At 64.8% G+C, this 21,840-nt stretch carries 15 protein-coding genes; 2 read left to right on the top strand and 13 right to left on the bottom strand.

Annotated elements, in window-relative coordinates; translation table 11 throughout:
• The first annotated feature begins 171 nt into the window (after positions 1-171).
• Positions 172-1,005 carry a LuxR C-terminal-related transcriptional regulator gene (locus JWS13_RS28715; protein ID WP_206008805.1) on the top strand — a complete coding sequence of 278 codons (834 nt, stop codon included), beginning with the start codon at positions 172-174 and terminating at the stop codon, positions 1,003-1,005.
• A 69-nt stretch (positions 1,006-1,074) separates the two neighbouring features.
• Here JWS13_RS28715 and JWS13_RS28710 read toward each other — a convergent pair whose 3' ends face one another.
• The 5 genes from JWS13_RS28710 to JWS13_RS28690 form a co-directional block, all read right to left on the bottom strand.
• Complete coding sequence (locus JWS13_RS28710; protein WP_420855055.1) at positions 1,075-2,502, bottom strand: aldehyde dehydrogenase; 1,428 nt, start codon at positions 2,500-2,502, stop codon at positions 1,075-1,077.
• Positions 2,503-2,752: 250 nt separating this feature from the next.
• Positions 2,753-4,243, bottom strand: coding sequence for an aldehyde dehydrogenase family protein (locus JWS13_RS28705; protein ID WP_206008801.1), 1,491 nt, complete (start codon positions 4,241-4,243; stop codon positions 2,753-2,755).
• Between the two features lie 62 nt (positions 4,244-4,305).
• On the bottom strand, positions 4,306-5,322 hold the full coding sequence (locus JWS13_RS28700; RefSeq protein ID WP_206008799.1) for an alcohol dehydrogenase catalytic domain-containing protein: 1,017 nt from the start codon (positions 5,320-5,322) through the stop codon (positions 4,306-4,308).
• On the bottom strand, positions 5,322-7,280 hold the full coding sequence (locus JWS13_RS28695; protein WP_206008798.1) for a hydantoinase B/oxoprolinase family protein: 1,959 nt from the start codon (positions 7,278-7,280) through the stop codon (positions 5,322-5,324). Before JWS13_RS28695 ends, JWS13_RS28700 begins: the two co-directional genes overlap by 1 nt.
• 2 nt (positions 7,281-7,282) lie before the next feature.
• Positions 7,283-9,325: a hydantoinase/oxoprolinase family protein gene (locus JWS13_RS28690; RefSeq protein ID WP_206008797.1), complete on the bottom strand. Its 2,043-nt coding sequence runs from the start codon at positions 9,323-9,325 to the stop codon at positions 7,283-7,285.
• A 436-nt stretch (positions 9,326-9,761) separates the two neighbouring features.
• Between JWS13_RS28690 and JWS13_RS28685 the strand changes: the two genes are divergently transcribed.
• Positions 9,762-10,742, top strand: a complete 981-nt coding sequence (locus JWS13_RS28685) for an AraC family transcriptional regulator (protein ID WP_206008796.1) — start codon at positions 9,762-9,764, stop codon at positions 10,740-10,742.
• A gap of 133 nt (positions 10,743-10,875) precedes the next feature.
• On the opposite strand, the gene JWS13_RS28680 is transcribed toward JWS13_RS28685, so the two are convergent.
• The 8 genes from JWS13_RS28680 to JWS13_RS28645 form a co-directional block, all read right to left on the bottom strand.
• On the bottom strand, positions 10,876-12,303 hold the full coding sequence (locus JWS13_RS28680; protein ID WP_206008795.1) for an MmgE/PrpD family protein: 1,428 nt from the start codon (positions 12,301-12,303) through the stop codon (positions 10,876-10,878).
• A 49-nt stretch (positions 12,304-12,352) separates the two neighbouring features.
• Positions 12,353-13,816 (bottom strand): aldehyde dehydrogenase family protein, encoded by a 1,464-nt coding sequence (locus JWS13_RS28675; protein WP_206008794.1) that lies wholly within the window; start codon positions 13,814-13,816, stop codon positions 12,353-12,355.
• Between the two features lie 107 nt (positions 13,817-13,923).
• Positions 13,924-14,688: an SDR family NAD(P)-dependent oxidoreductase gene (locus tag JWS13_RS28670; protein WP_206008793.1), complete on the bottom strand. Its 765-nt coding sequence runs from the start codon at positions 14,686-14,688 to the stop codon at positions 13,924-13,926.
• 37 nt (positions 14,689-14,725) lie between these two features.
• Complete coding sequence (locus JWS13_RS28665) at positions 14,726-14,986, bottom strand: hypothetical protein (RefSeq protein WP_206008792.1); 261 nt, start codon at positions 14,984-14,986, stop codon at positions 14,726-14,728.
• Positions 14,987-14,999: 13 nt separating this feature from the next.
• Positions 15,000-16,919, bottom strand: a complete 1,920-nt coding sequence (locus tag JWS13_RS28660; RefSeq protein WP_206008791.1) for a hydantoinase B/oxoprolinase family protein — start codon at positions 16,917-16,919, stop codon at positions 15,000-15,002.
• A gap of 10 nt (positions 16,920-16,929) precedes the next feature.
• Positions 16,930-18,996 (bottom strand): hydantoinase/oxoprolinase family protein, encoded by a 2,067-nt coding sequence (locus JWS13_RS28655; protein WP_206008790.1) that lies wholly within the window; start codon positions 18,994-18,996, stop codon positions 16,930-16,932.
• Positions 18,997-19,136: 140 nt separating this feature from the next.
• Positions 19,137-20,246, bottom strand: coding sequence for a LuxR C-terminal-related transcriptional regulator (locus JWS13_RS28650; RefSeq protein WP_206008789.1), 1,110 nt, complete (start codon positions 20,244-20,246; stop codon positions 19,137-19,139).
• Positions 20,247-20,265: 19 nt separating this feature from the next.
• Positions 20,266-21,675, bottom strand: coding sequence for an MFS transporter (locus JWS13_RS28645; RefSeq protein ID WP_241032602.1), 1,410 nt, complete (start codon positions 21,673-21,675; stop codon positions 20,266-20,268).
• Between the last annotated feature and the right edge of the window lie 165 nt (positions 21,676-21,840).

Here is a 21,840-nt window from a genome sequence, read left to right as displayed (position 1 = left end):
GAGGTCCGGTCAGTGGGCATGCACGCCGAAGCGGTCCTCGACCGCCCCTTCATCGAATACGGGGCGATGTCCACAGAGTCGGCGAAGCGAATACTCGATCGTGTGTGGACGGTCGCTCTCGGCGAGCTCACCCAGCTTCCGCCCACGACTACTCCTGGCCGAATTAGTTGCTTGACTTCACTGCTCGGCTCCGTCCGCAATCTCGAAAGCCGCGTCAACGAGTCGCGCGTGGCGGCGAGCGTCGAAGTGATGCGGTCGATCCACCGCTCCCTCGTACGATTACAGTCCGCCAAGACAGTCGACGAGTTACTCGGAAGCGCCGCTGAGGAAGTAATCACCATCGGTTTCGACCGCGCCCTGATCTCCACTGTGGAACGCGGGCGCTGGAATCTGCACACGATGGTAATCGAGAAGGACCCTCGCCTCGCCGACGAAATGGTGGCCGCCGGAAGAGAACATCCGCCGACCCTGGACGGCACTCTGGTGGAGTCGGACGTCGTTGACCGTGGTGAACCCGGTCTCGTCTACGACGTACAGGACAACCCCAGGGTGGATCGCACACTCGTGGCGATATCCGGGTGCACGTCCTACGGGGTCGCGCCGATCAACGTGGGCGGGCGGGTCATGGGTTTGGTCCATGCCGACGCTTACTATGCACGTCGTCCAGTCGACAACACCGATCAGTCAATCCTCAACCTTTTCGGCGAGGGTCTCGGCCACGCACTGGCCCGGGCTACCGTGCTGGAACGAGTGTCGGCGCTCACCACCACACTGTCCGACCTCACCGGAGGCGCAGTCTCGCCGACTGTACACAATTCCTCATACGGTCTGTCCGGCCGCGAAGTCGAAGTACTCGAGCGGATGGCAGCCGGCGACAGCAATCGCATGATCGCCCGCCGCCTGACGATCTCCGAAGGCACCGTCAAGACCCACATCACGCATATCCTGCGCAAGCTGGATGCCGGCAACCGCGCCGAAGCGGTGGCGTATTGGCTGCGACGCTGACGCGTGTGCACGGCTCCGAAGCATCCCGAACGACGGTGGAGGCGAGGTCGATCGCCCCCCGCCGCATCGTCACTTGGCGCGGAACAGGGTCTTGTACTCGAGATAGGCGTCGAGCGCCTGTGGGCCGAGCTCGCGCCCCATCCCGCTATTCTTCACCCCACCGAACGGGGTTTCGATCGGCAGTGTCGAGGTATTGATCCCCACGCTGCCGCTCACAATCCGCCGCGCCACCTCGGTGGCCTTCTCACGATCTGCGGAGAACACCCCACCGCCCAGGCCATACTCGGAATCGTTGGCGATCGCCACGGCTTCGTCGACCGTCTCGTACGACATCACTGCCAATACAGGGCCGAAAATCTCCTCACGCGCGATGCGCATGTTGTTGGTGACGTCGGTGAAAATGGTCGGCTCCACGAAATAGCCCCGCTCCAGACCTTCGGGTCGTCCACCACCCAAAACCACAGTGGCGCCCTCCGCGCGGCCGAGGGCAATGTACGACTCGACCCGTTCACGCTGGGGAGCATTGACCAACGGCCCGAACATGTTCACCGGATCGCTGGGATCGCCTTGAGGGATCGAGCTCAGCGTCTCCTTCAGCATTTCGACGATCTCATCGTGACGGGACGAGGGCACCAGCACTCTGGTCAGTGCGCGGCAGGTCTGGCCGGTGTTCGGCGAGCACGCCGACATTACGAGCGGCCGGAAAACATCGAGGTTGACATCATCCAGAAGAATTCCGGCGGACTTGCCGCCCAGTTCCAGAGTCACGCGCTTGAGTTGAGCTGCACATTCGGCGGCGATTGCCCGACCCGCGCGGGTGGAACCGGTGAATGCAATCTTTCGAACGCCTTGATCGGCAACCAAGGCCGCGCCCGTTTGTCGTCCTCCGGTGACGATGTTGACCACACCGTCGGGAACGTTCGCCTCGGTCAGAATCTGGGCGAGAATGAACGCATCGAGCGATGTCTCCTGCGCCGGCTTGATCACCACCGTGCAGCCCGCCGCCAATGCCGGACCCAGCTTCCAGGCGGTCAATGGCTGCGGACCGTTCCACGGGATGATCGCGCCGACCACGCCGACCGGCTCTCGCCGAACGATCGCATCACCACTGGCGGTTTCCACCAGTTCTTCTGGTTCGAAGGCGTCGGCGAGATCGGCGAAGTAGCGGTAAACCACGGGCACCTGGGACTGCATGGCTCGGGCGATCGAGATCGGCGTTCCGTTCTGCCTGGTGACCAGTGCCGAGATCTCATCCATCCGCAATTCGAAGGCATCGGCGATCGCCCGCAACACGGTCGCGCGTTCGGCGGGGCTCTTCGCCGCCCAGGCCGGGGCGGCCGCTTCGGCTTCTCCGACGGCTGCTGCGATGTCACTGCCGTCACCGTCGGCGATCACCCCGATGACCTCTTCCGTGGCCGGGTCGATCACTGTGATGCGACCAGCGGAGCGTGAGTCCACTAGCTTCCCACCGATAAAATGCTGATGGTGCTCGATCATCATGTGATAGTTACCTCATTCCGGTGAACAGAATCTGGGGTCGTAGCTGTGAAAATCATCGTCGGGCTGTTTGACAGTGAATCTCATCGCTGTGTTGCCGTGCATCTGCCGCTGCTCGTATTGCGCATCGTCCGAAAGGGGGAGTTTGCGCCCGCGCTTCGATGAAGTCAGACCCGCCGACGGCGCGTGCGTCGGCGGGTCTGACTCCTCGGAAGAATCCGCAGCCTGATCGGACTACACCCTTACCCCATCAACCGAGGTTGATGTAGACCGCTTGCGGATAGAGGTAGCTTTCGACATGCTCCTTGGCGCCCTTCCAGCCGTACCCGCTCATTTTTGTGCCGCCGAATCCGACGGCCGGATCGAGTACGCCGTAGCAGTTGACCCATACCGTGCCCGCATTGATTCCGCGTGAGACCTTATGCGCAGTAGCCAAGTTTTGCGTCCACACCCCACCCGCCAGTCCGAAGGGTGTGTCGTTGGCGATGCGCAGCGCGTCTTCGGGTTCGTCGAATGGGATCACCGATGCGACGGGACCGAAAATTTCTTCCTGCGCGATCGTCATCTCGTTGGACGCACCCGCGAATACGGTTGGCTCCACGAAGAAGCCGTTCGCAAGTGCTCCACCGAGTCGGCCACCGCCGCTGGCCAACTGAGCGCCTTCGCCTCCGCCGATGTCGATATAGTTCATGACGCGGTCGAGTTGCCGTTGTGAGATGAGTGGGCCGAGTTGCGTGTTCGGGTCCAGTCCATCTCCGACCTTGATCGTTTTCGTGAATTCTGTCATTCGCTCCACGAATTCGTCGTGGATCGAGCGCTGAACGAGTATGCGTGTGCCGGCGACGCATACCTGGCCGCTGTTGGTGTACACGCCCATGGACGCACCTGGAACGGCCTTGTCCAGATCGGCATCCGCGAAAATGATGTCCGGTGATTTGCCTCCCAGTTCCAACTGGAGACGCTTGAGGTTGCCTGCAGAGGCTCGGACGATCGACTGGGCTGTGCCGATGGACCCCGTGAACGCGATTCGGTCGATGTCCTTGTGTTCCGCCAATGCCTGTCCCGCGTCTCGACCGAATCCGGTCACAACGTTGATCACGCCGTCGGGTAGACCGGCTTCCGACATCAACTCCGCCACGCGTAGCACCGACAGTGATGCGTCTTCGGCGGGCTTGAGGACCGCGGTACAACCGGTGGCGAGCGCCGGCCCGAAGATCCACCACAGACCGATCAACGGCCCATTCCAGGGGATGATGCCACCCACCACACCTACAGGGGCAAGACTTCGCAGTGTGAGAAAATCACCTGGCAGCGAGTTCTCCGGAGTCGCTACGGTTCCGGCGCCACACTGTGAAGCGAAAAAGTGCAGAACTTGCGAGGTCCACTCTGCGAGCCCCTTCGTTCGCGACAGCGGAGCACCCATGTCGAGGGTTTCGATCAGAGCCAGTTCCTCGAAGTTCTCCAGAACGAGATCGTGAATCTTCAACATCAACTTGCGGCGCTGATGCGGAGTCCACCGGCTCCACTCACCTTCGAACGCCGACCGCGCCGCCGATACTGCGAGATCGATGTCGGTGCTGTCACTTGCTGCGATCTCGCACATCTTTCCGCCGGTAGCGGGATTGACGACATCTATTTTTCTTCCGGATGTAGCGTCGACCCACCTTCCACCGATCAGGTTCTTCTTTCTACCGGCGATGAAGTCGGGCCGGGGAGGTGAAAGCACTTCTTGTGTAGTCATAATGACTCCTTCTAGGTCTACCGCGTTCGCTCGTGATGTCACGTGAGTACGGACGGGACGTATCAGTCGAACTCGAAGACACCCTTGCCCGCGTCTTGCCTGTCGAACCACTCGTAGGCCTCGGCTGCCTGATCGATCGTCCAACGGTGCGAATACAGGTCGTCGACCGGCAGGTTGTGGGAGACCACGAAGTCGGCGCAGCGCGCTTGTTCGATGGACGACATGGTCCACGAGGTCATGACCGTCCACTGCTTCTTGTATACGGCCTGCGTCGTGAATTCCACGTCACCGGGCAATCCTGAGAAGCATGCCCGGCCGAATGTCCCCAGTACGCTGAAAGCGTCTTTGGTCGCCCGCCCAGACGTCTCCATCACGACATCAGCCAAACGCCCACCGGTGTAGTCACTGACAACGTCGAACAACGATTCCTCACGAGAGTTCACGACGACGTCCGCACCGAAGTGTTTCGCGCGCTCCAACCGCGTCGCATCGATGTCCACGCCGATTACGGTCGCACCCATGGACGACGCGAACATCGTGGCGGAAAGTCCGACTGGACCCTGGCCGATAACAACGGAGACGGTGTCACCGACTCCGCCGAGTCGCTTGATCGCACCCCAGGCAGTTCCTGTACCGCACCCGATCGCCGCGCCGGCTTTGAAGGACAGTTCGCTGGGCAGCGGCAGTATCGAAGTAACCGGTACGACTGCGAACGGTGCATGTCCCCCGTTGGCGTGGACAGCCATCGTCTTGCCTTGACCTGTTTCACACATCTGTGGCCAGCCTGCGCGACAGCGCCTGCACATACTGCAACCGAAGTAGTGGTGGATCATGACGCGGTCGCCGACGGTTGCGGCGGTGGGCGCGACACCTTCACCGATTGCGTAGATCTCTCCGCACGGCTCGTGTCCCTGGATTACAGAGTGGTCGAAATCGAAATTGCCGTGATAAAAGTGCAGATCCGATCCGCACATCCCCGAGGCCCGGATCTTGACGACCACCTCGCCAGGGCCGGGTGTCGGCTCCGGCACGTCCTCCAGCACGGTAGTGCCATCACCTGGAAAAAGTACGCTCTTCATCACTGTGCCTTTCCACGGAGCGCATCGGTACCGGCAACGTCGATCCGCAGACCTTCCGGGTCGTTGCGTGGGTCACCGACGACGACGACGCCGTATTGTGTTGCAGCAGCCTCGATGCTGACGTACTCGTTGCGTACGTCGGCCAGTACTCGTTCGGGGTCTCGAGCGAAGGGATCACCCCAACCCCCACCTCCGTTCGTCAAACAGCGCAGGATGGTGTTCGGTGCGGTCGTCCATACCTGCTGACGTGCGAAATAGTTGTACTCGCCGTTTTCGGGATCGAGCGCATGCGTCGACGGATCGAGAACGCCGGCGACCGGTTCGCTGTGTTCGTAGGCGCTGTCTGCGGTATCGACGAGGCCTTGCACCGGGGCATCGGTCGTCGGTGGAAATAGCCACATCGCCCCGTTCGGTCCTGCATCGCCCCCGTTGGCGCCGACACCACTCGGCTTCTTCGTCCGGAAAGGCGACAAATAGTGCTGGCCGGCAGTCAGCCATAAGGTGTCTTTCAGATTCGCCGCTCCACCTCGGAACGTACCCGCGCCACCCGTGTCGATCGCGTGCTCTTTCCGCAGAACGACGACCGGTGAGTCGTGTTCGATCGTTTCGGTTGCCGGGTCGAGGTTGTTGAGGGTCAGGAGCACGGTGTAGCTGTCGCCGTCACCGGCCTTCGATGCACCCCACGGGCCGTGCTCCCCTCCACATTGGGTCGCGCTCGTCCATGGTGTGCCGTCCGGCCGCACGCCCGAGGCATTGTGGGTATTGGTGGAACCGTAGTCTCCGCCCACACCCTGCACTCCGAGAACAGGATTGAGCGCATCGAAGATTGCCGATGCGATCGCGCCCGAAGCCTCCCAGAACATCATGATGCCGCCGTCCGGGGGCAGCGAGGAGACGATAGTCCCAGCGGGAGCGGCGATGTCGATGTTTCGCCAGGTTCCGGATGTGAACGGAACTTTCGGATCCAGCAGGATGGTCAAGGCGACACCCACCGCAGTCTTTGCATCGAGTACCCCGCAGTTAATGCATGTCCGCGCTTGAGCCGAGGTCCCTGACAGATCGACCTCGATATCATCTCCTCGTTTGCGCACCAGCACGCGGACCGTGTAGTCGAGGGTGTCGTCCAATCCGTCCGCATCGATCAGCGCAGACCCGGCGTAGTCGCCGTCGGGAACGCGTCCGATAGCGTCGCGCATCCGTTCGGCCGACGTGTCGCACGAATAGTCGAGTGTCCCGAGGTAGGAGTCGAGTCCGTAGCGGTCGATGTTTTCCAGGATCAACCGCTCCCCGAGCTTCAGTTGCTGATAGATGCTCTTGAAGTCCGGGAGCAGCATTCCCCCCCATCGGGTGTTGTCGAAGATCAGGCTGAAGGTGGATCGGACCGGCTTGTCTTCCGACCACAACAACATCGGTGGGATGACGAGGCCATTCTCGTAGACGTTCGACTTGGTGGCCGAAAATCCGCCCGGTACCGTGCCACCCATGTCCAACTGGTGGGCGCACAGGTTGACGTAGGACACGATCTTTCCGTCCACGAAGACCGGGCGCGTGAACGCGACATCGTTGACGTGCCTGCCTCCGCGGTACGGGTCGTTGCAGATCAGAACATCTCCGGGGCGCAGATTTTCGGGGCCGTACTCCTCGACGGCGTTGCGAACCGCGTCACCCATGGTTCCCAGGAAGACGACGAGGCTGTTGCTCACGACGGCCATCGGGTAGTCCCGGTCCGCCGGGCCACTGATGGTGCACGCGAAGTCGTACCAATCGCGGATGATCGGAGAGAACGCCTCTCGCATGAAACCGGTGGACATATGCTCTACGGCGTATCGCAGCCGGTTCAAGATTACGGATGCGCTGAAGCGGTCGCACCCGTAGGTGTCCTTGAATTCGCTGTCGCTGAGGTCGCGAAGTCGCCGAGTCGATTCCGGCGACACGGCCGGGACGGTCAGAGTGGACATAGCTATTTCCTCCGAATGATCAGTTCGCCGTACTCGCCGACGGTCGCCTGCTGGCCGGCGCCCACATGGGTGGTGGACAGTCCCTCGTCGATGATGATCGGGCCGGGAAGCACATCACCCGCGCGCAGCGTCGACCGCTCGTATACGTGGGCCTCCTGAGCGCCGTCGCCGTCACAATCGATGTCGCCGAGGAAACGCAGTGTGGTTGTGCGCACCGGCATCAGGGGCTCGTCGGCTCGGCGAACGGGGACATGTGGGAACTCGATTTTCGACGTCTCGACCACGGCGCGTATCCGAAATGTCACGCCTTCGACCGGCATGGCCTCGAAACGGTTGCCGGAACGACTCTCATACGTGTCGTGGAACGAGGTCACCATCGTCGCTACGGCGTCTGCGTCGATCACGCCGTCGGGTACCGGCACGAACGGTGTATCCCAACTTTGACCGACGAGATGCGCGTCCATGCTGCGGAGGAAGGTCACCGCGGTGGTATCACCTACCTGTTCGCGGAGCTGAGTCTCCATTTCGGTGAACACCGCGTCGATCGACGGTGCCTCGTCCGGCGACAGCAGCAGGTATGCGCTTCGGTTGACCGTGAACACCTGGTCGGCGGCCAGCAGACCGATAGCCGAGAACAGACCGGGATTCGGCGGCACGATCACCTGCTTGCAATGCACGGTGTCGAGAACGGCGGGTAACAACATCGGTCCGGCTGCACCGAAGGCGACGAGACTGTAGTCACGCGGGTCGACGCCGTTCTTGATGGCGACATTGAACACGCCTTCGGCCATGTTGTTGACCGCCATCTCGTACGCGTAGCGGACTCGCTGTGCGAGGCTGAAGTCGGTGTCGAGCCCTTCGAACGCACGCTCGGAGGCCGTGATGTCAAGATCGAGTTCACCGCCGGCAAAACCTTCCGGTTCGATGATTCCGATCATCAGACACGTGTCTGTGGTCGTGGGTACGGTACCGCCGCGCCCGTAGCACGCGGGGCCCGGCTGTGCCCGTGCACTGTCGGGACCAACCAGAATTTCCCCGGACTGGCCGATCGCGACGATGCTTCCGCCACCGGCGCCGATGCTGGAGATGTCGTTGGCGAGTGCGTTGACGACCAGATCGTGTTCCAGTTCGAAACTGGTGTTGACGAACGGAGCCCCGCCCGTTACTACGCTGATGTCGCACGAGGTTCCGCCGACATCGGCACACAGTAGGTCGGTTTCACCGATGAGGTCGCCGAAGTGAGCGCATGCGACTGTGCCTGCGGCCGGTCCCGAGAACACGATCCTGAACGGCAGGTCCATTGCGCGCGAGGCGGGAACGAGGGTTGCCGCGCAGTCTGCAAAGTTGAGTTGTCCGGTGAAGCCGAGTTCGGTCAACCCTTCTCCCAAGCTCGCCGAGTACTTGGTGTAAATGATTTTCATCAAGGTGTCGATAACGGTCGTCGATGCGCGTGCGTACTCTTTGGCGAGAGGCGACACCTCACTGGAGATGGAGCACGGGACGTCGCCGAGCACCTCGGTGACCAGCTCGCGTAGCCGGATTTCGTGGACGGGGTTGACGTACGCGTTGATGAGGCAGATCGCCACCCCGGTCACATCGCACCTGCGCAGAACTTCCAGCTCCGCACGGGCCTGCTCCTCGTCCAATTCGAAAAGCACGCTTCCATCGGAAGTGAGCCTTTCGCGGATGCCTCGGCGGAGGTAGCGATCGACGATCGGCCTCGATGCGTCGCCGAAACTGCGGCGCCAATGCGGATCGAGTATCGCTTCCGTGGGTCGCCAGACCCGTCCCATGTCGAGAATGTCGCGATGTCCCTCGGTGGTCAAGAAACCGATTTTGGGTAGCTTTCGAGTGATGACCGCGTTGAGGCCGTGGGTGCTGGCGTGGTTGAAGACGGCCGAGCCTTCGACTCCGAGCAGCTGCGCGCCCTTGAGCACCGGTCCTGCGACCTCGGTGTAGTCGGTAGACACCTTGGTGGTCAGAATCTTGCCGTCGCGCCATGCGACGACATCGGTGAAGGTGCCCCCTACGTCGACTGCAATCATATTGTCGTACTCCTCGATGGTTGGCGATTAAACGAGATCGGCGAGCAGCTGGATGTGTCCAAGACGCGACCACCGCTCACGCTCGACGGAATGGAGACAGTTCTGACACTTGACGACGTGGAGCCAGCCGGTCTCGGCGACGACGGGATACGCGCGCAGCTTCTCCTGCCCGCATCGGGGGCACGCCCCTTCTCTCGGGATCCTGTCGACTTCAAGCCGTGGGGCTTCGTGCGTGGGTTCTGACATTGATCGAGTCCTCCTGTGGCAGCGACGGTTTAGTCGCAGAACGCTGATTCACAACGTTAAGCAGGAGAGATGCGGGTCACAATCCTCAGAGCGAAGCCGCGGTGTCCACGATGCGAAGGTGGCGCATTCCGCTGGTAAGGCATAATATATTTATCAGGTGTGATACGGGTCACCACAGGAAGGAAGGGTCTTGCTACAGGTAGCAGCGGCGTCGAGCCTCCAAAAGTTTCGAACCGGCGATGCCGACGTCGCCCACCGACACGTAGCCACGACCTTCGCGAACCACGAGTTGGAATTGGACGATCGGCAGCCGGTCGACTTTCGTCTCGACACGATTTCGCCGGGACGCCTGACGCTGGGTCGCATGTCCTACGGGGCGGCGGCCATTCTCAACGGTCCGCCGATGCGATCCTGCTATCACGTCAACTTCTTGATAGAGGGCAGCAGTGTCGTCGAGCAGCGGGGCGTCCGGAGGAACTTGGATGCGAGGCGAGATGGCGTTGTCTTCGTACCCGATGCGCCCGTGATGATCAATTGGAGCGCGGACGCAACGCAATATCATCTGAAGCTGCCCATCGACACGCTGGAGACCCATGCGGGTACATTGCTCGGCCGACCGGAGAAGCAGGAAGTCAGCTTCGACTTGACCTTCGATACGGCTGCTGGAGCAGGTAGGTCGCTCCTCGCCGCCGTGAAGTTCCTCTACCGAGAACTCGCGCGTGAGGGAGGGATAGCCACGATGCCTCTCGCACGTCACGACTTCGAATCGTCGCTCATGACCCAACTGCTGCTCACCGTTCCGAATCAGCTGACAGAAGCACTGGTCGGGCCGTCCCCGCGCGCTGGGTCGCCAACGGTGCGCCACCTGATCGACTTCATCGACGCACACCCCGACGAGGCTATTACGACCGCCGACCTTGCCGCCAAGGCAGGCGTGACCGCACGGGCCTTGCAACTCGGATTTCAGCAGGCCGTTGGAATGCCGCCCAGTGAGTACGTACGTTCGGTGCGGCTCGATCGAGTCCGCACCGATTTGGCGACGGGTCGATCGGAATCGGTGAGCGCTTCTGCCGCACGGTGGGGGTTTTTCCACCTCGGCAGGTTCGCCCGGCAGTACCGCGAAAAGTTCGGCGAATTACCCTCCGAGACACTGAACCGCTCGAAAAGGTGATCGGAGAACGGAACGGCCGGAAGCACCCGCCGGCAGAGGGAGCCCGGGTGAAGACTGTAACGAGTGCCTGCACAGAACCGCGCCGCTCTCGCGGTCGAAATCTCCCACAAGAGCGGCGCAGTATTCCATCCGATCAGTCAGCGGAGTTGGGCTGCAGTCGGTTCAGGATCGTCGAGATGTCGTCGACGTTCTCGAGGTCGTATACGGCCTCGACGACGGCGGCCGCGTCTGCGTCGCTCACGACGCCGTCGACGTTGTGCCGGAATTTCGCGATCAGTTCGTCGTCGGTCATGTACGTGACCGGGTCGGGGGACGGACTTCCCTTGGGGTAGCCGCGTTCACCGGAGAACGTGGTGCCGCGCGCGTGGACCTCGACGCGCGAGCGGCGCGCGGCCGGGTTGCTCGCCAGCGCCGCCGTGTAGTCGGGGTGTTCCTGGAAGGTCGTCTTCGTGGTGAGCGCGAGGACGGACGGATCGAGGACCGCTTCCTGTGTCTGCCAGTCCTTTCCGGGCGGAATCCGGTGGGCGGCGAGGGCGAGGCCGTGGGTCATGCTGAACTGGGCGTCGCGCGGATTGCGGATGGTCTCGTTGACCCACACCGGCTGCATCACGAAGCTCTCACCCCAGGCGTCGATGGCGTCGATCTCGCCGGGCGCGAGGTCGTTGGCCTCGACGATCTCGGTGAGGGCGTCGAACAGCGCGTGCATCACCCGGCAGTGGGGATAGGGCTTGAACGACTGGAACGGGGTGAAGGTCCAGTCCGTCCCCAAGCCTGCCGTGATCGGCGCCGGCTCCCACCGCGAGGTCCCGATGAACCGGGGGAAGCCGTACTCGCGGTCGTCGAGCGTCTGGCGGTCGCCGGTGTGCCCGAGTTCGGCCAGGTTCGCGGCCGTCACCGCGGACAGGGCCATACCCCCTGCGAGCTGGTATTTGATGGTGGTGGACGGCGCGTGCATCATCCACGCGCGCTGGGTGTTGGTGGGCATCGTCGAGCCCATGATGCCGAGCGCATCGGCCAGCGTCTCGCCGGAGAATCCCTTGACGACGCCGATCGCGGCCGCGGCACCGAACAGCGTGCTGCTGTAGCCGATGACCTTGGGGATGGTGACCACGCCGTCTTTGATGTCGCGCAGATAGTCGGTGGCCTTGCCGATGCGGTACGACATCTCGTGCGCGACCGCTATCGCCGTGAGCAGCCGCTCACCCGAGGAGTGCAGGGCCTCGGCGGTCGCCAGCGCACCGGGGACGACGTACGGCGTCACGTGGCCGGGCGGCAGCACCGCGTCCTGGTCGAGCGCGTTGACCAGTTCGGCGTTGGCAAACGCCGCGCCTGGCACCGACGTCTTCGTGCCCGTCCCGAGGATCGACGCCGAGCCTTCCGAACCGCCCAGGAACCGGCCGTACTCGACCCCTCGTTGCGCACCCGCGTCGCCGAGCGACGCGACCGCGCAGCCGAGGGTGTCCAGCAGAATGCGCTTGGACTCGGAAACCACGTCCTCGGGAAGTGACCGCCCGTCGGCGGCGGCGGCGAAATCCGCGAGGTGTTCGACAATTGTTGGCATCAGGTTCGTCCTCTTCGTTTCTGTTGCTGGGTTCTTGACGTCGGTGCGGTTACAGGGGCCACTGGAGGTGTTTGACTTCGAAGAACTCGCGCAGGCCTTCCTCGCCGCCCTCGCGGCCGATGCCGCTGTGCCCGGGACCGCCCCACGGGGCGTCGGCCCGCATCCCACCGCCACCGTTGATGGTGACGGTCCCCGACCGCAGCCGACGCGCGAACGCCAACGCCTCCGCAGTCGGGCCCCACACGTTGGCGTTGAGGGCGTATCGGACACCGTTCGCCATCCGCACCGCCTCGTCCAGATCGGTGTACGGCATCACCACCGCGACCGGGGCGAACAGTTCCTCCTGCGCGATCTCCGCCTCGTTCGTCACCCCGGTCACCAGGGTCGGCTCCAGGAAGAATCCGTCGTCGAGACCGGCAGGCCGGCCGCCACCGACCGGCACCCGGGCACCGCGTTCCACGGCCCGCGCCAGGAACCCCTCCACGTTCATCCGATGCTCGGCGGTGATCAGCGGCCCCAGCACCGTGCCCGGCAGATGCGGATCACCGACCGTCAGGCTCTGCAGGAACTGCCCCGATCGTTCGACGTACTCGTCGAACACTGCGTGGGGCACCAGGGTGCGGGTCGTCGCCCCACACGCCTGACCACTGTTGCGGGTGAACCGCAACGCCGACGCCGGCACCGCCGCCGCGAGGTCGGTGCCCGGCAACACGATGTTCGGGGACTTGCCGCCGAGTTCGAGAACGACCTTCTTCAGCGTCGGAGCGGCAAGGGTGAGGATCTTGCTGCCGACGGCGGCGGACCCGGTGAACGTCACCATGTCGACCTCCGGGGCGGCGACCACCTGCGCGGTCACCTCCGGCGGGCCGAACACCAGATTGACCGCACCCGGCGGGAATCCCGCCTCCTCGATCAGCCGCACGATCGCCGCCGTGAGCAGCACCGCCTTCGGTGAGGTGACCAGGACCGTCGAGCACCCCGACGCCAGCGCGGGTCCGAGTTTGTAGGCGCACATCATCACCGGAACGTTGTAGGCGACGATCGCGGCGACCACCCCGGCCGGATCCCGCACCAGCAGGCTGCTCGAGGTGATCGGGTCGTGGTGCAGTGGCAGCGGCTGCTCGTAGCCTTCTCGCGGTCCGCGGGCGGCGGCATCGGCGAACCACCGGAAGAACCGCACCGGCAGATCCACGTGCAACGTCGCGGCGCTGCTGACCGGGGTGCCGATCTCGGTGGCGGCGAGGTCGACGATACGGTCCCGGTCCCGCTCGAGCAGATCCGCCAACCGGTGCAGCAGGACACCCCGTTCACCCGGTGTGAGGCGACTCCACGCGCCGCCGTCGAACGCCTCCCGCGCCGCGGACACCGCCGCCGCGACCTGCCTGCCGCTCGTCGCCGGGGTCAGCGCCAACTGCCGGCCCGTCGACGGGTCGACCGAGGCGAACGGCTCCCCCTCACCCGCCAGCCACCGCCCCCCGATGTGGCATTCGGCGTCGACTATCACTGCGGTCATGACAATGAACCTCTGTCTCTCGATCTCGCACGGCGTCTTGCACGGCTCGACGCCGGACAAGGACACACCATACTCAATATATTATGTTCTTACCTGTGTTTGCGCGGCTATCCCGCCATGTATCCGCCGTCGACGACGAACGAACCGCCGGTTGCGTAGCCGGCGCGATCGGAGAGGAGCCAGCACGCCATCTCGGCGATGTCGTCGGGCTGGGCGAGGGCGCCGAAGGGAATTCGGGCCATGATGGTGGCCCCGCTGCGGCGCTTGGCGTCCTTCATCAGATCGGTGTCGGTGTAGCCCGGGCACACCGCGTTGATCCTGATCGTCGGCGCGTATTCGATTGCGGCAGTCTTGGTCAGGCCGACGACGCCGTGTTTGGCCGCCGCATATCCAGCCGTGGTCTTGAAGCCGGTGAGGCCCGCGAGCGACGCCGTGTTCACGATGGCGCCCCCACCCTGCGCCACCATCTGCTTCAACTGCGCGCGCATACAGAGCCATACGCCCTTGAGGTTCACCGCGACCGCGCGGTCGAACGCCTCCTCGTCCCACTCGGCAACGGATCTGCCTCCCTGGCCTATCTGCCCGCCGCTTACCCCGGCGTTGTTGAACGCGCCGTCCAGGCGGCCGTAATGGTCCACGGCCGCGGCGACCATCGCGTCCACGGAGGCTCCGACCGTGAGGTCGGCGGGAAGCGCGATCGCCTCGCCGCCGGCAGCGCGCACGAGTTCTACCGTCGCCCCGACGCCCTTCTCGGACACGTCGGTCGCCGCGACCCAGGCGCCTTCCTTCGCCGCCAGCAGGGACGTCGCGCGCCCGATCCCTCCCGCAGCGCCGGTGACGAGTACTACTTTCCCGTCGAGTAATCCTGACATTTCCGTCCTTCTTCCGAGCAGATGAGGTGGTGGCGATCTATCCGACGCGGGATGCCGGCCAGTCGCGTGCCGGCGAACGCCACGCGGGCCAGTTGTCCTCCGGCTCCGGAACTGTCACCGACACGTGGTGAAAGCACTCCTGACACTTGACGACCATGCGGGGGCCGAGATGGTTCGCCACGGGGTAGCGGGCGAGACTCGTTGCGCCGCAGGACGGGCAAGCACCGTCGACGGCGGTGCGTTCGACGTAGACACGGTCGGTCTCGGGGCGGGGGAACAGTAGCCGGTCGACAGCCATGGGGTTTCCTTTCTCAGAGATTCCAGTTGCGGGGGTTGGCCACCGGCACACTCCAGCGGCCCTGTTCGCGCTCGGCGGCCAGCTGTGCGCGTCGTGCGGTGGTGGCGGCGGCGTCGATGTCACCGTTCGCGATCACGACACCGTGCGCGTCGGCCGCGAACTCGGGGCTGACGAGTCCGCTGCGGACGTCCTGCAGCACCTTCGCCGGGACGCGTTCCAGAGGGTCACCCCAGCCGCCGCCACCGCCGATGACGAAGCGGAGTGCGTCGCCTGCTTTGAGGATCAGCCCGGAGAACTTGCCGGTCTGATAGCGGGCACCGCGTCCGAACTCGCCGTTGTTCGGGTCCGGTCTGCCCTGTTCGTCGAACATGCCGAACAGCGGTTCGGCCCCACGCAGATCGAGGGGGTCGACGTGCTCGGCGAGATCGAAGTTTTCGATGTACCAGCCGAAGGCGGGCGAGCCTGCGCCACCTCCGTTCGAGCCCGGTGCGCCGAGGCGGACCCGGTCGGCGGTGATGGTGACCATCGTGTCGGACTCGGCGAAGATCGAGTAGACCGAGCCGAGACCGCCACGGAACTCGCCGGCGCCGGCGGTATCGATCACCATCTCGTGCTGGACGATGACGAGCGGGCTCTCGATCTCGACGTGCTCCTGTACCGACGTCCGGCAGTTGCCGATCGGGATCACGCAGAAGGAGACGCCGTCGTCCTTCCAGGTGCCGCCCCAGCCGCCGCCTGCGAGCGCGAACGCACCCCACGGCGTGCCTTCGTGGCCGGGCCTTGTGTCGATGCCGCCGAGGCTGACGACAACGGCAGTGCCTGTGTCACAGGCGAATGCCTCGTCCATGGCCTGGCTCAGCGCCTGCGTCACCACGTTGATGCCCCGCGCGCCGATGTCGGCGTGGTTGGAGCAACTCGACGGCGGCAGCACCTGCACCACGCTGCCCGAGGGCAGCAAGGTCTCGATCGGCCGCAGCGTGCCGCTGTTGACCGGGGTCGACGGGTCGACCATCAACTTGACCGCTTCGATGCAGCGGGAAGCCTCGCACCAGGCGGTGCCGCAGTTGCCCAGCGGCTGCCGACCCGAGCCGGAGAAATCGATCTCCATGGAATCGCCGCGCACCTTCACGGTCACGTTGACCGGAATCGGCTCGTCGGTGACGCCGTCCTCGTCGAGGAAGTCCTCGGCGGTGTAGTCGCCGTCCGGGATGCTCGCGATGCCGCGCCGCATGCTGGCCTCGGTGGCTTCGATGGCGTAACGACCGGCCGCGCGGACCTTTTCCAGTCCGCCGCGGGCGATCAGGGCCTGGAGCTGGCGCTCACCGACCACCAGGCAGCCGTGCAGGGCCCGCAGGTCCCCGAGCACGAGTTGCGGCACCCGGTTGTTCTCCAGGATGAAGTTGAACAGCGGCCGCACAGGAACGTCGTTGGCGTACAGCAGTGTCGGCGGCAGCTTCAGCTGCTCCTCGAAATGCGTCTGGGTGCCGTTGGAGAAGCCACCCGGGATCGCCCCGCCGAGGTCGACGAGGTGAGATGTCGAGTGCAGCAGGAATTCCACTCGGCCGTCGACGAATACGGGCCGGAGCAGATTGACGTCCGACTGGTGGATGGTGCCGCGCCACGGGTCGTTGACGAAGATGACGTCTCCGGGTTGCATGCTGTCGACGTCCCAGTCGTCCATCACGAAATTCGCGATGTGCGGGGCGGTGAACGCGTGCTGCATGCAGCCCTCCCACAGCGCGACGGTTTCCCAGCCGTCGTCGGTGCGCATGTGAATGGCGCTGGTGCAGTCCAGGATGTCGCGGCAGACCGGGGAGAAGGCGCTGCGCATCAGCGAGTCGAGCATTTCCCGGGCGACCTCGGTGAGGCCGTACCGGAGGATGTCGAGTTCGACGTCGACCGCGGGGCCTGCGTCGGGGGTGGTGATCGTCATGGTCTGCTCCTCAGCTCTGCGGCTCGATGATGAGATTCAGGTCGCCGTCCACGTAGGCCGTCCGGCCCGGAAGGACGAGGGTGGTCGCGAATTTCTCGGCGACGAGGGCGGGGCCCGGCACCCGCTGGAAGGGTTCGAGGCGCTCGCGGACGTGGATGGCGACCTCGACCTGCTCGGTCGTTCCCGGCAACGTGATCTCCGCCGTGCGGAGGAACGCCTCCCCGTCGTCGGGGGTGAGATCGGACTTGTGCTGTTCGCGCGGGATGATGGCCGTCACCTCCACCGTCGAGATCACCACGGGGATCTCGGTCGCCGCGAAACCGTAGGATTCCCGGTAGAAGTCGTGGAACTGCGGCACCAGATCGGTCACTGTGTCGGCGGTGAGAGCTCCTGTGTGGATGGGCATCCGGTTGTCCCACGTCTGGCCGCGGTACATCGCGAAAACCGCCCGCTCGAAGCGGATTCGATCCACGTCGGCACCCTGGCCGGCGAGTTCGCCGCGGATCCGATCCTGCAATGCGGCGAACGCGGCCTCGATCGCCTCGGCACTCTCCGGTGCGAGCGGGGTCATGATCGACTGCGCCCGGGTGACCATCAGGTCGCTGCGCAGCAGTCCCAGAGCCGAGAACTGGCCCGGATTGCGCGGCACGATCACCTTGTCCAGGCCGAGGATCTGCCCGACGCGGTCGGCGAGCATCGGGCCCGCCGAACCGGAGGGCTGCAAGGCGAACTCGCGGACGTCGAGACCTCGGTAGACCGAGATCGTGCGGACCTTCGCGGCGATGTCCTCACAGGCCACCTCGTAGGCGGCCGACGCGAGTTCGAGGGCCGTCATGCCCCACTGCTCGCCGGTCTTCCGCAGGGCCTCGAGCGACGCGTCGACGTCGAGTCGGATGGAGCCGTTGGCGAACAGGTCCGGTTGCAGGACCCCGAGCGCCGCGCACGCGTCGGTGAGGGTGGGTTCGACACCGCCGCGCTGGTAACACACCGGTCCGGGATTCGATCCGGCCGACGCCGGACCGACCGCCACGTTGCCGAGCGTGTTGGGCAGGATCAGGCTACCGGCGCCCGAACCGACACTTTCGACATCGACGAGCGGCATCGTCAGTGTGAGTCCGGTTTCCAGTGTCCACAGATCGGTGAGCGGCGTCTTGCCGTGCACGATGGCCGCGACGTCGGTGCTCGTGCCGCCGACGTCGATGGTCAGCAGGTTCGGCGAGCCGCTCTCGTTGGCGAGCTTGACGCTGCCGCTCACGCCGCCGACCGGACCGGAGACCAGCTGGAACACCGGGGCGCGGCCCGCGTCGGCGAACGTCGCGACGCCGCCGTTCATCATCATGATCCACAGCGTCCCGGCGTAATTGCGCTCGGACAGCTCGTTCATCAGACGGTCGAGGTAGCCGACCACTGCCGGGCCCACGTAGGCGTCGAGGGCCACCGTGGTGGTGCGCTCGTGCTCCTTGGTCACCGGGTAGAGCGCCGAGGTCTGAATGTAGGCGTCCGGCAACTCTTCTGCGACGATCTGGGCCGCTCGCCGCTCGTGGTCGGGGTTGGTGTACGAGTTCATCAGGCACACGGCCACCGACTTCGCGCCCTGGCCCGCGAGCGCACGTGCGGCCTCGCGAACGGCGTTCTCGTCCAACGGCAACAACTCGGAACCGTCGTACCGCAGTCGCTCCGGGATCCCGAAGCGCGACTCGCGCTGCACGATCGGTCGTTCCTGGTGCGGCCGCAGCCAGGTGGGGTCGTAGAACCGGTCACCGAACTCGCGGTGCATACGACCGATGTCCAGGAGATCCCGGTGACCGCGGGTCGCGATCAGGCCGGTGCGCTCGCCGGTCCGGCTGAGCAGGGCGTTGATGCCCACCGTGTGCCCGTGGACGATCTCGGCGACGTCCGGGATCTCGACGCCGATCGCCTCGATGCTCAGCAGCACCCCCTCCTCCTGCTGGAGGGTCGACAGCACCTTGCCGTCGCGGGTCTCACCCGTCTTACGGTTGAGCGCAATGATATCGGTGAAGGTGCCCCCGACGTCGATGCCGACTATCCAGTCGGCTGCCCGCTCACTCTGCGTCATATCTCGGCCTCCGTGCGGTGTGCTTCAGTGACGTGCGCAGTGGGTCTGCGCCACTCGTTTGTGTCGTGAGTCACTCTTCCGCACGGAGGGTGCGGGAACATCTGACGGAGGTCGTAGTTTCGTACGACTTTCGGCTGGTGTCAGCCTTGCGGTGCAGTGTGCGTGCGGTCGGCGTTGCGCAGCCAGATCGACACGGCCTCGGCCCGATTGGATGCGCCCAGCTTGCGCAGGATCCGGGTGATGTGGGTTTTGACGGTCCCCTCGGAGATGACCAGTCTCCGGGCGATCCTGCCGTTGGAGTCGCCGTCCGCCATGAGTCGGACGATCTGCACCTCCCGGCGAGTGAGGACGGAATCGTCGTCGCGTCCGAGCGCGACGGACTTCGCCACCCCCGGTGCGGTGGCCTTGTTCCAGCGTCCGAGCCCGTCCAGCTGCGTGCGCACGGCTGTAAGCCCCTCCAACACAGTGACTCTCGACAGGTTCTGACTCATTCCCTCCGCGAACGTCGATAACAGCGCCTGATCGACGGCCGTGAGATTGCGTTGCTGGTGATAGCAGTCGCCGTGCACCAGGCCGACGACGTCGCCTTCGACCACCAGCGGCGCGATGCCGTACGACGAAGACTTGGTGATCTCGGCGAGTGGGCGGTTGACGCGCGGGTTGTCCTGCACCTCGTGGACGAGCGTCGCGCGGGCGCCGGTCACCGTGTCGTTCTCGACGAGCGTGCGGTCGAGCACCGGCGGGTTCTCCCTGCCCACCGCGACGATCTCCTCCGCCCAGCGCGGGTCCCGGACGACATGCATCGAGTGCAACCGCCACGCCCCATCCACCGTCGACAGCAGCGCACGATCGAAGCCGAGGCTGCACACCGCCTCGGGAGCCCGCGCCAGCAGCGCGTCGACGGTCTGCGCGTCGCCGACCCGTGCCAGCGCCGACTGCACCCTGGCAAGCACTTCTGCGGGGTCGGTCGGCCCCCACCGTGCCACCGCCGCCTCCGCCTCGCGTATGCGGCCGAGCATCTCCGTCAGGGAAGTGAGGACGTCCGACGACGAGCCGCGATCGCCGATCGCGCGCAGCATCTCCGCGGTCACGAGGTCCCACAGCCGACCCAGCGTCTGCCGGTCGGAGCATGCGCCCGTCGGCTGCGGAGCGCTGAGATCGCGGTCCAGCAGCACGCCCACGTCGTGGGCGATCGCGGCGACCGCATCCTGCACCGCGGCACCGTTCTGCCGGCTCGACGAGTTGCGCATCTTCGACTCCCTCGGTGGCCTACGCTCGCTGTGCATCCTGGTGCGCCACGACAGTGTCCCCAATCGGCGCCGGGACCGGCGAGGTTGCGGGATCCAGGGCCTCCGCCGGTACGTTCGCGTCGCGTGTCAGCCGACGGGACTGATCGAACAGCCCGCCGCCGATCACCAGCACCGCGCACCCGATGATCAGCAGCGATACACCCCACGTCGAGTGCGTGGGCGACACGGTGACCATGGTCAACGCGAGAATCGGGGCCAGGCCTCCCGCGGCGGCGCCGCTGACCTCACGGCCCGTGCCGATGCCCGACGCGCGCAACTCGGTGGGGAACTGCCGGGCCATGTACGGGCTCGCCGCGACCATGATCATCGGTGCCAGGACACCCGTGGTCACGACCATGACACCCCAGATGAGCGGGGATCGGCCCGTGTCGAACAGCCAGAACGCCGGGAAGGCCATCAATGCGACCCCGATCGCGCCGCCGATCATGACCCTGCGGATGTCCACGCGGTCGGACAGTCGCCCGATGAGCGGACACGCGGCGATCGCCGCGATGCTCGCGAACGTCACCCCGAGGGCGCCGACGTTCTTCGCCACGCCCTGAAATTCCGCGAGGTAGGACAGCGAGAACGTCTTGAAGGTGTACGAGATGGCGGAGTACCCGCCGTACACGGCCGCGACCACGAGAAGGCCACGCCAGTTGCCGCGCAACAGATCTCGCAGGACGTCGAGGCCCTTGCGTTGCCGCGCCTCGGTTGCCACGCGTTCGAATTCCTCCGACTCGGGCATCGTTCGGCGAATCCAGTAGCCCACGATGACGATCGCGAAACTCGCGACGAACGGCACCCGCCATCCCCAGGTGTACAGGGCTTCGTCGTCGAGGCTCGTGATCCCCGCGACCGCGAGCGACGCCGCCAGCAGGCCGATCTGTGCGCCCATCACCGGGTACGCGGCGTATTTGCCCTTGCTCTTCTCGTCGGCATGCTCGTACACCGCCGTGATGGCACTGCCCAGTTCGGCGCTCGCACCGAAGCCTTGCAGGATCCGCAGGATGATCAGCAGCGCCGGCGCCGCCACACCGATCGCCGCGTATGAGGGCACGAGTCCGATGAGCCCCGACGCGATACCCATGATCAGCAGGCTGATCGACAGCACCGCCTTGCGACCGATGCGGTCACCCAGAATTCCGAACAGGACGCCACCCAACGGCCGGGCCAGGAATCCGACCGCGAACGTGGAGAACGCCGCGAGCGTGCTGGCCGACGAATTCGCCGACGGGAAGAACACTTTGCCGAACACCAGTGCCGCCATCGATGCGTACAGGTAGAAGTCGAACCACTCCAATGTGGTTCCGACGACGACGGCCGCTCCGACCTTCTTCGCACTCTTGGGGGTCCCCCGCCGAACGGGTAACTCGCGTTTCTGCGCCACAGTCAAGCCCTCTCCATCGCCACCTTGTCGCGCAAAACTATTATGTATTATCTTTAAAATCAAGTGGTGGGGGTCACGAGCGGATCCGAGTGAGACTCGGGACACCCGGCCATGGGATCGTTCGTCCGGGATCCTGCCGACACGCTCCGGCGGCATGCCCGACGC

This window comes from Rhodococcus pseudokoreensis (assembly GCF_017068395.1).
GTDB classification, from domain to species: Bacteria; Actinomycetota; Actinomycetes; order Mycobacteriales; family Mycobacteriaceae; genus Rhodococcus_F; species Rhodococcus_F pseudokoreensis.
Note: the sequence above shows the minus strand (reverse complement) of the source record. Positions and strands in the feature narration are given on the sequence as shown.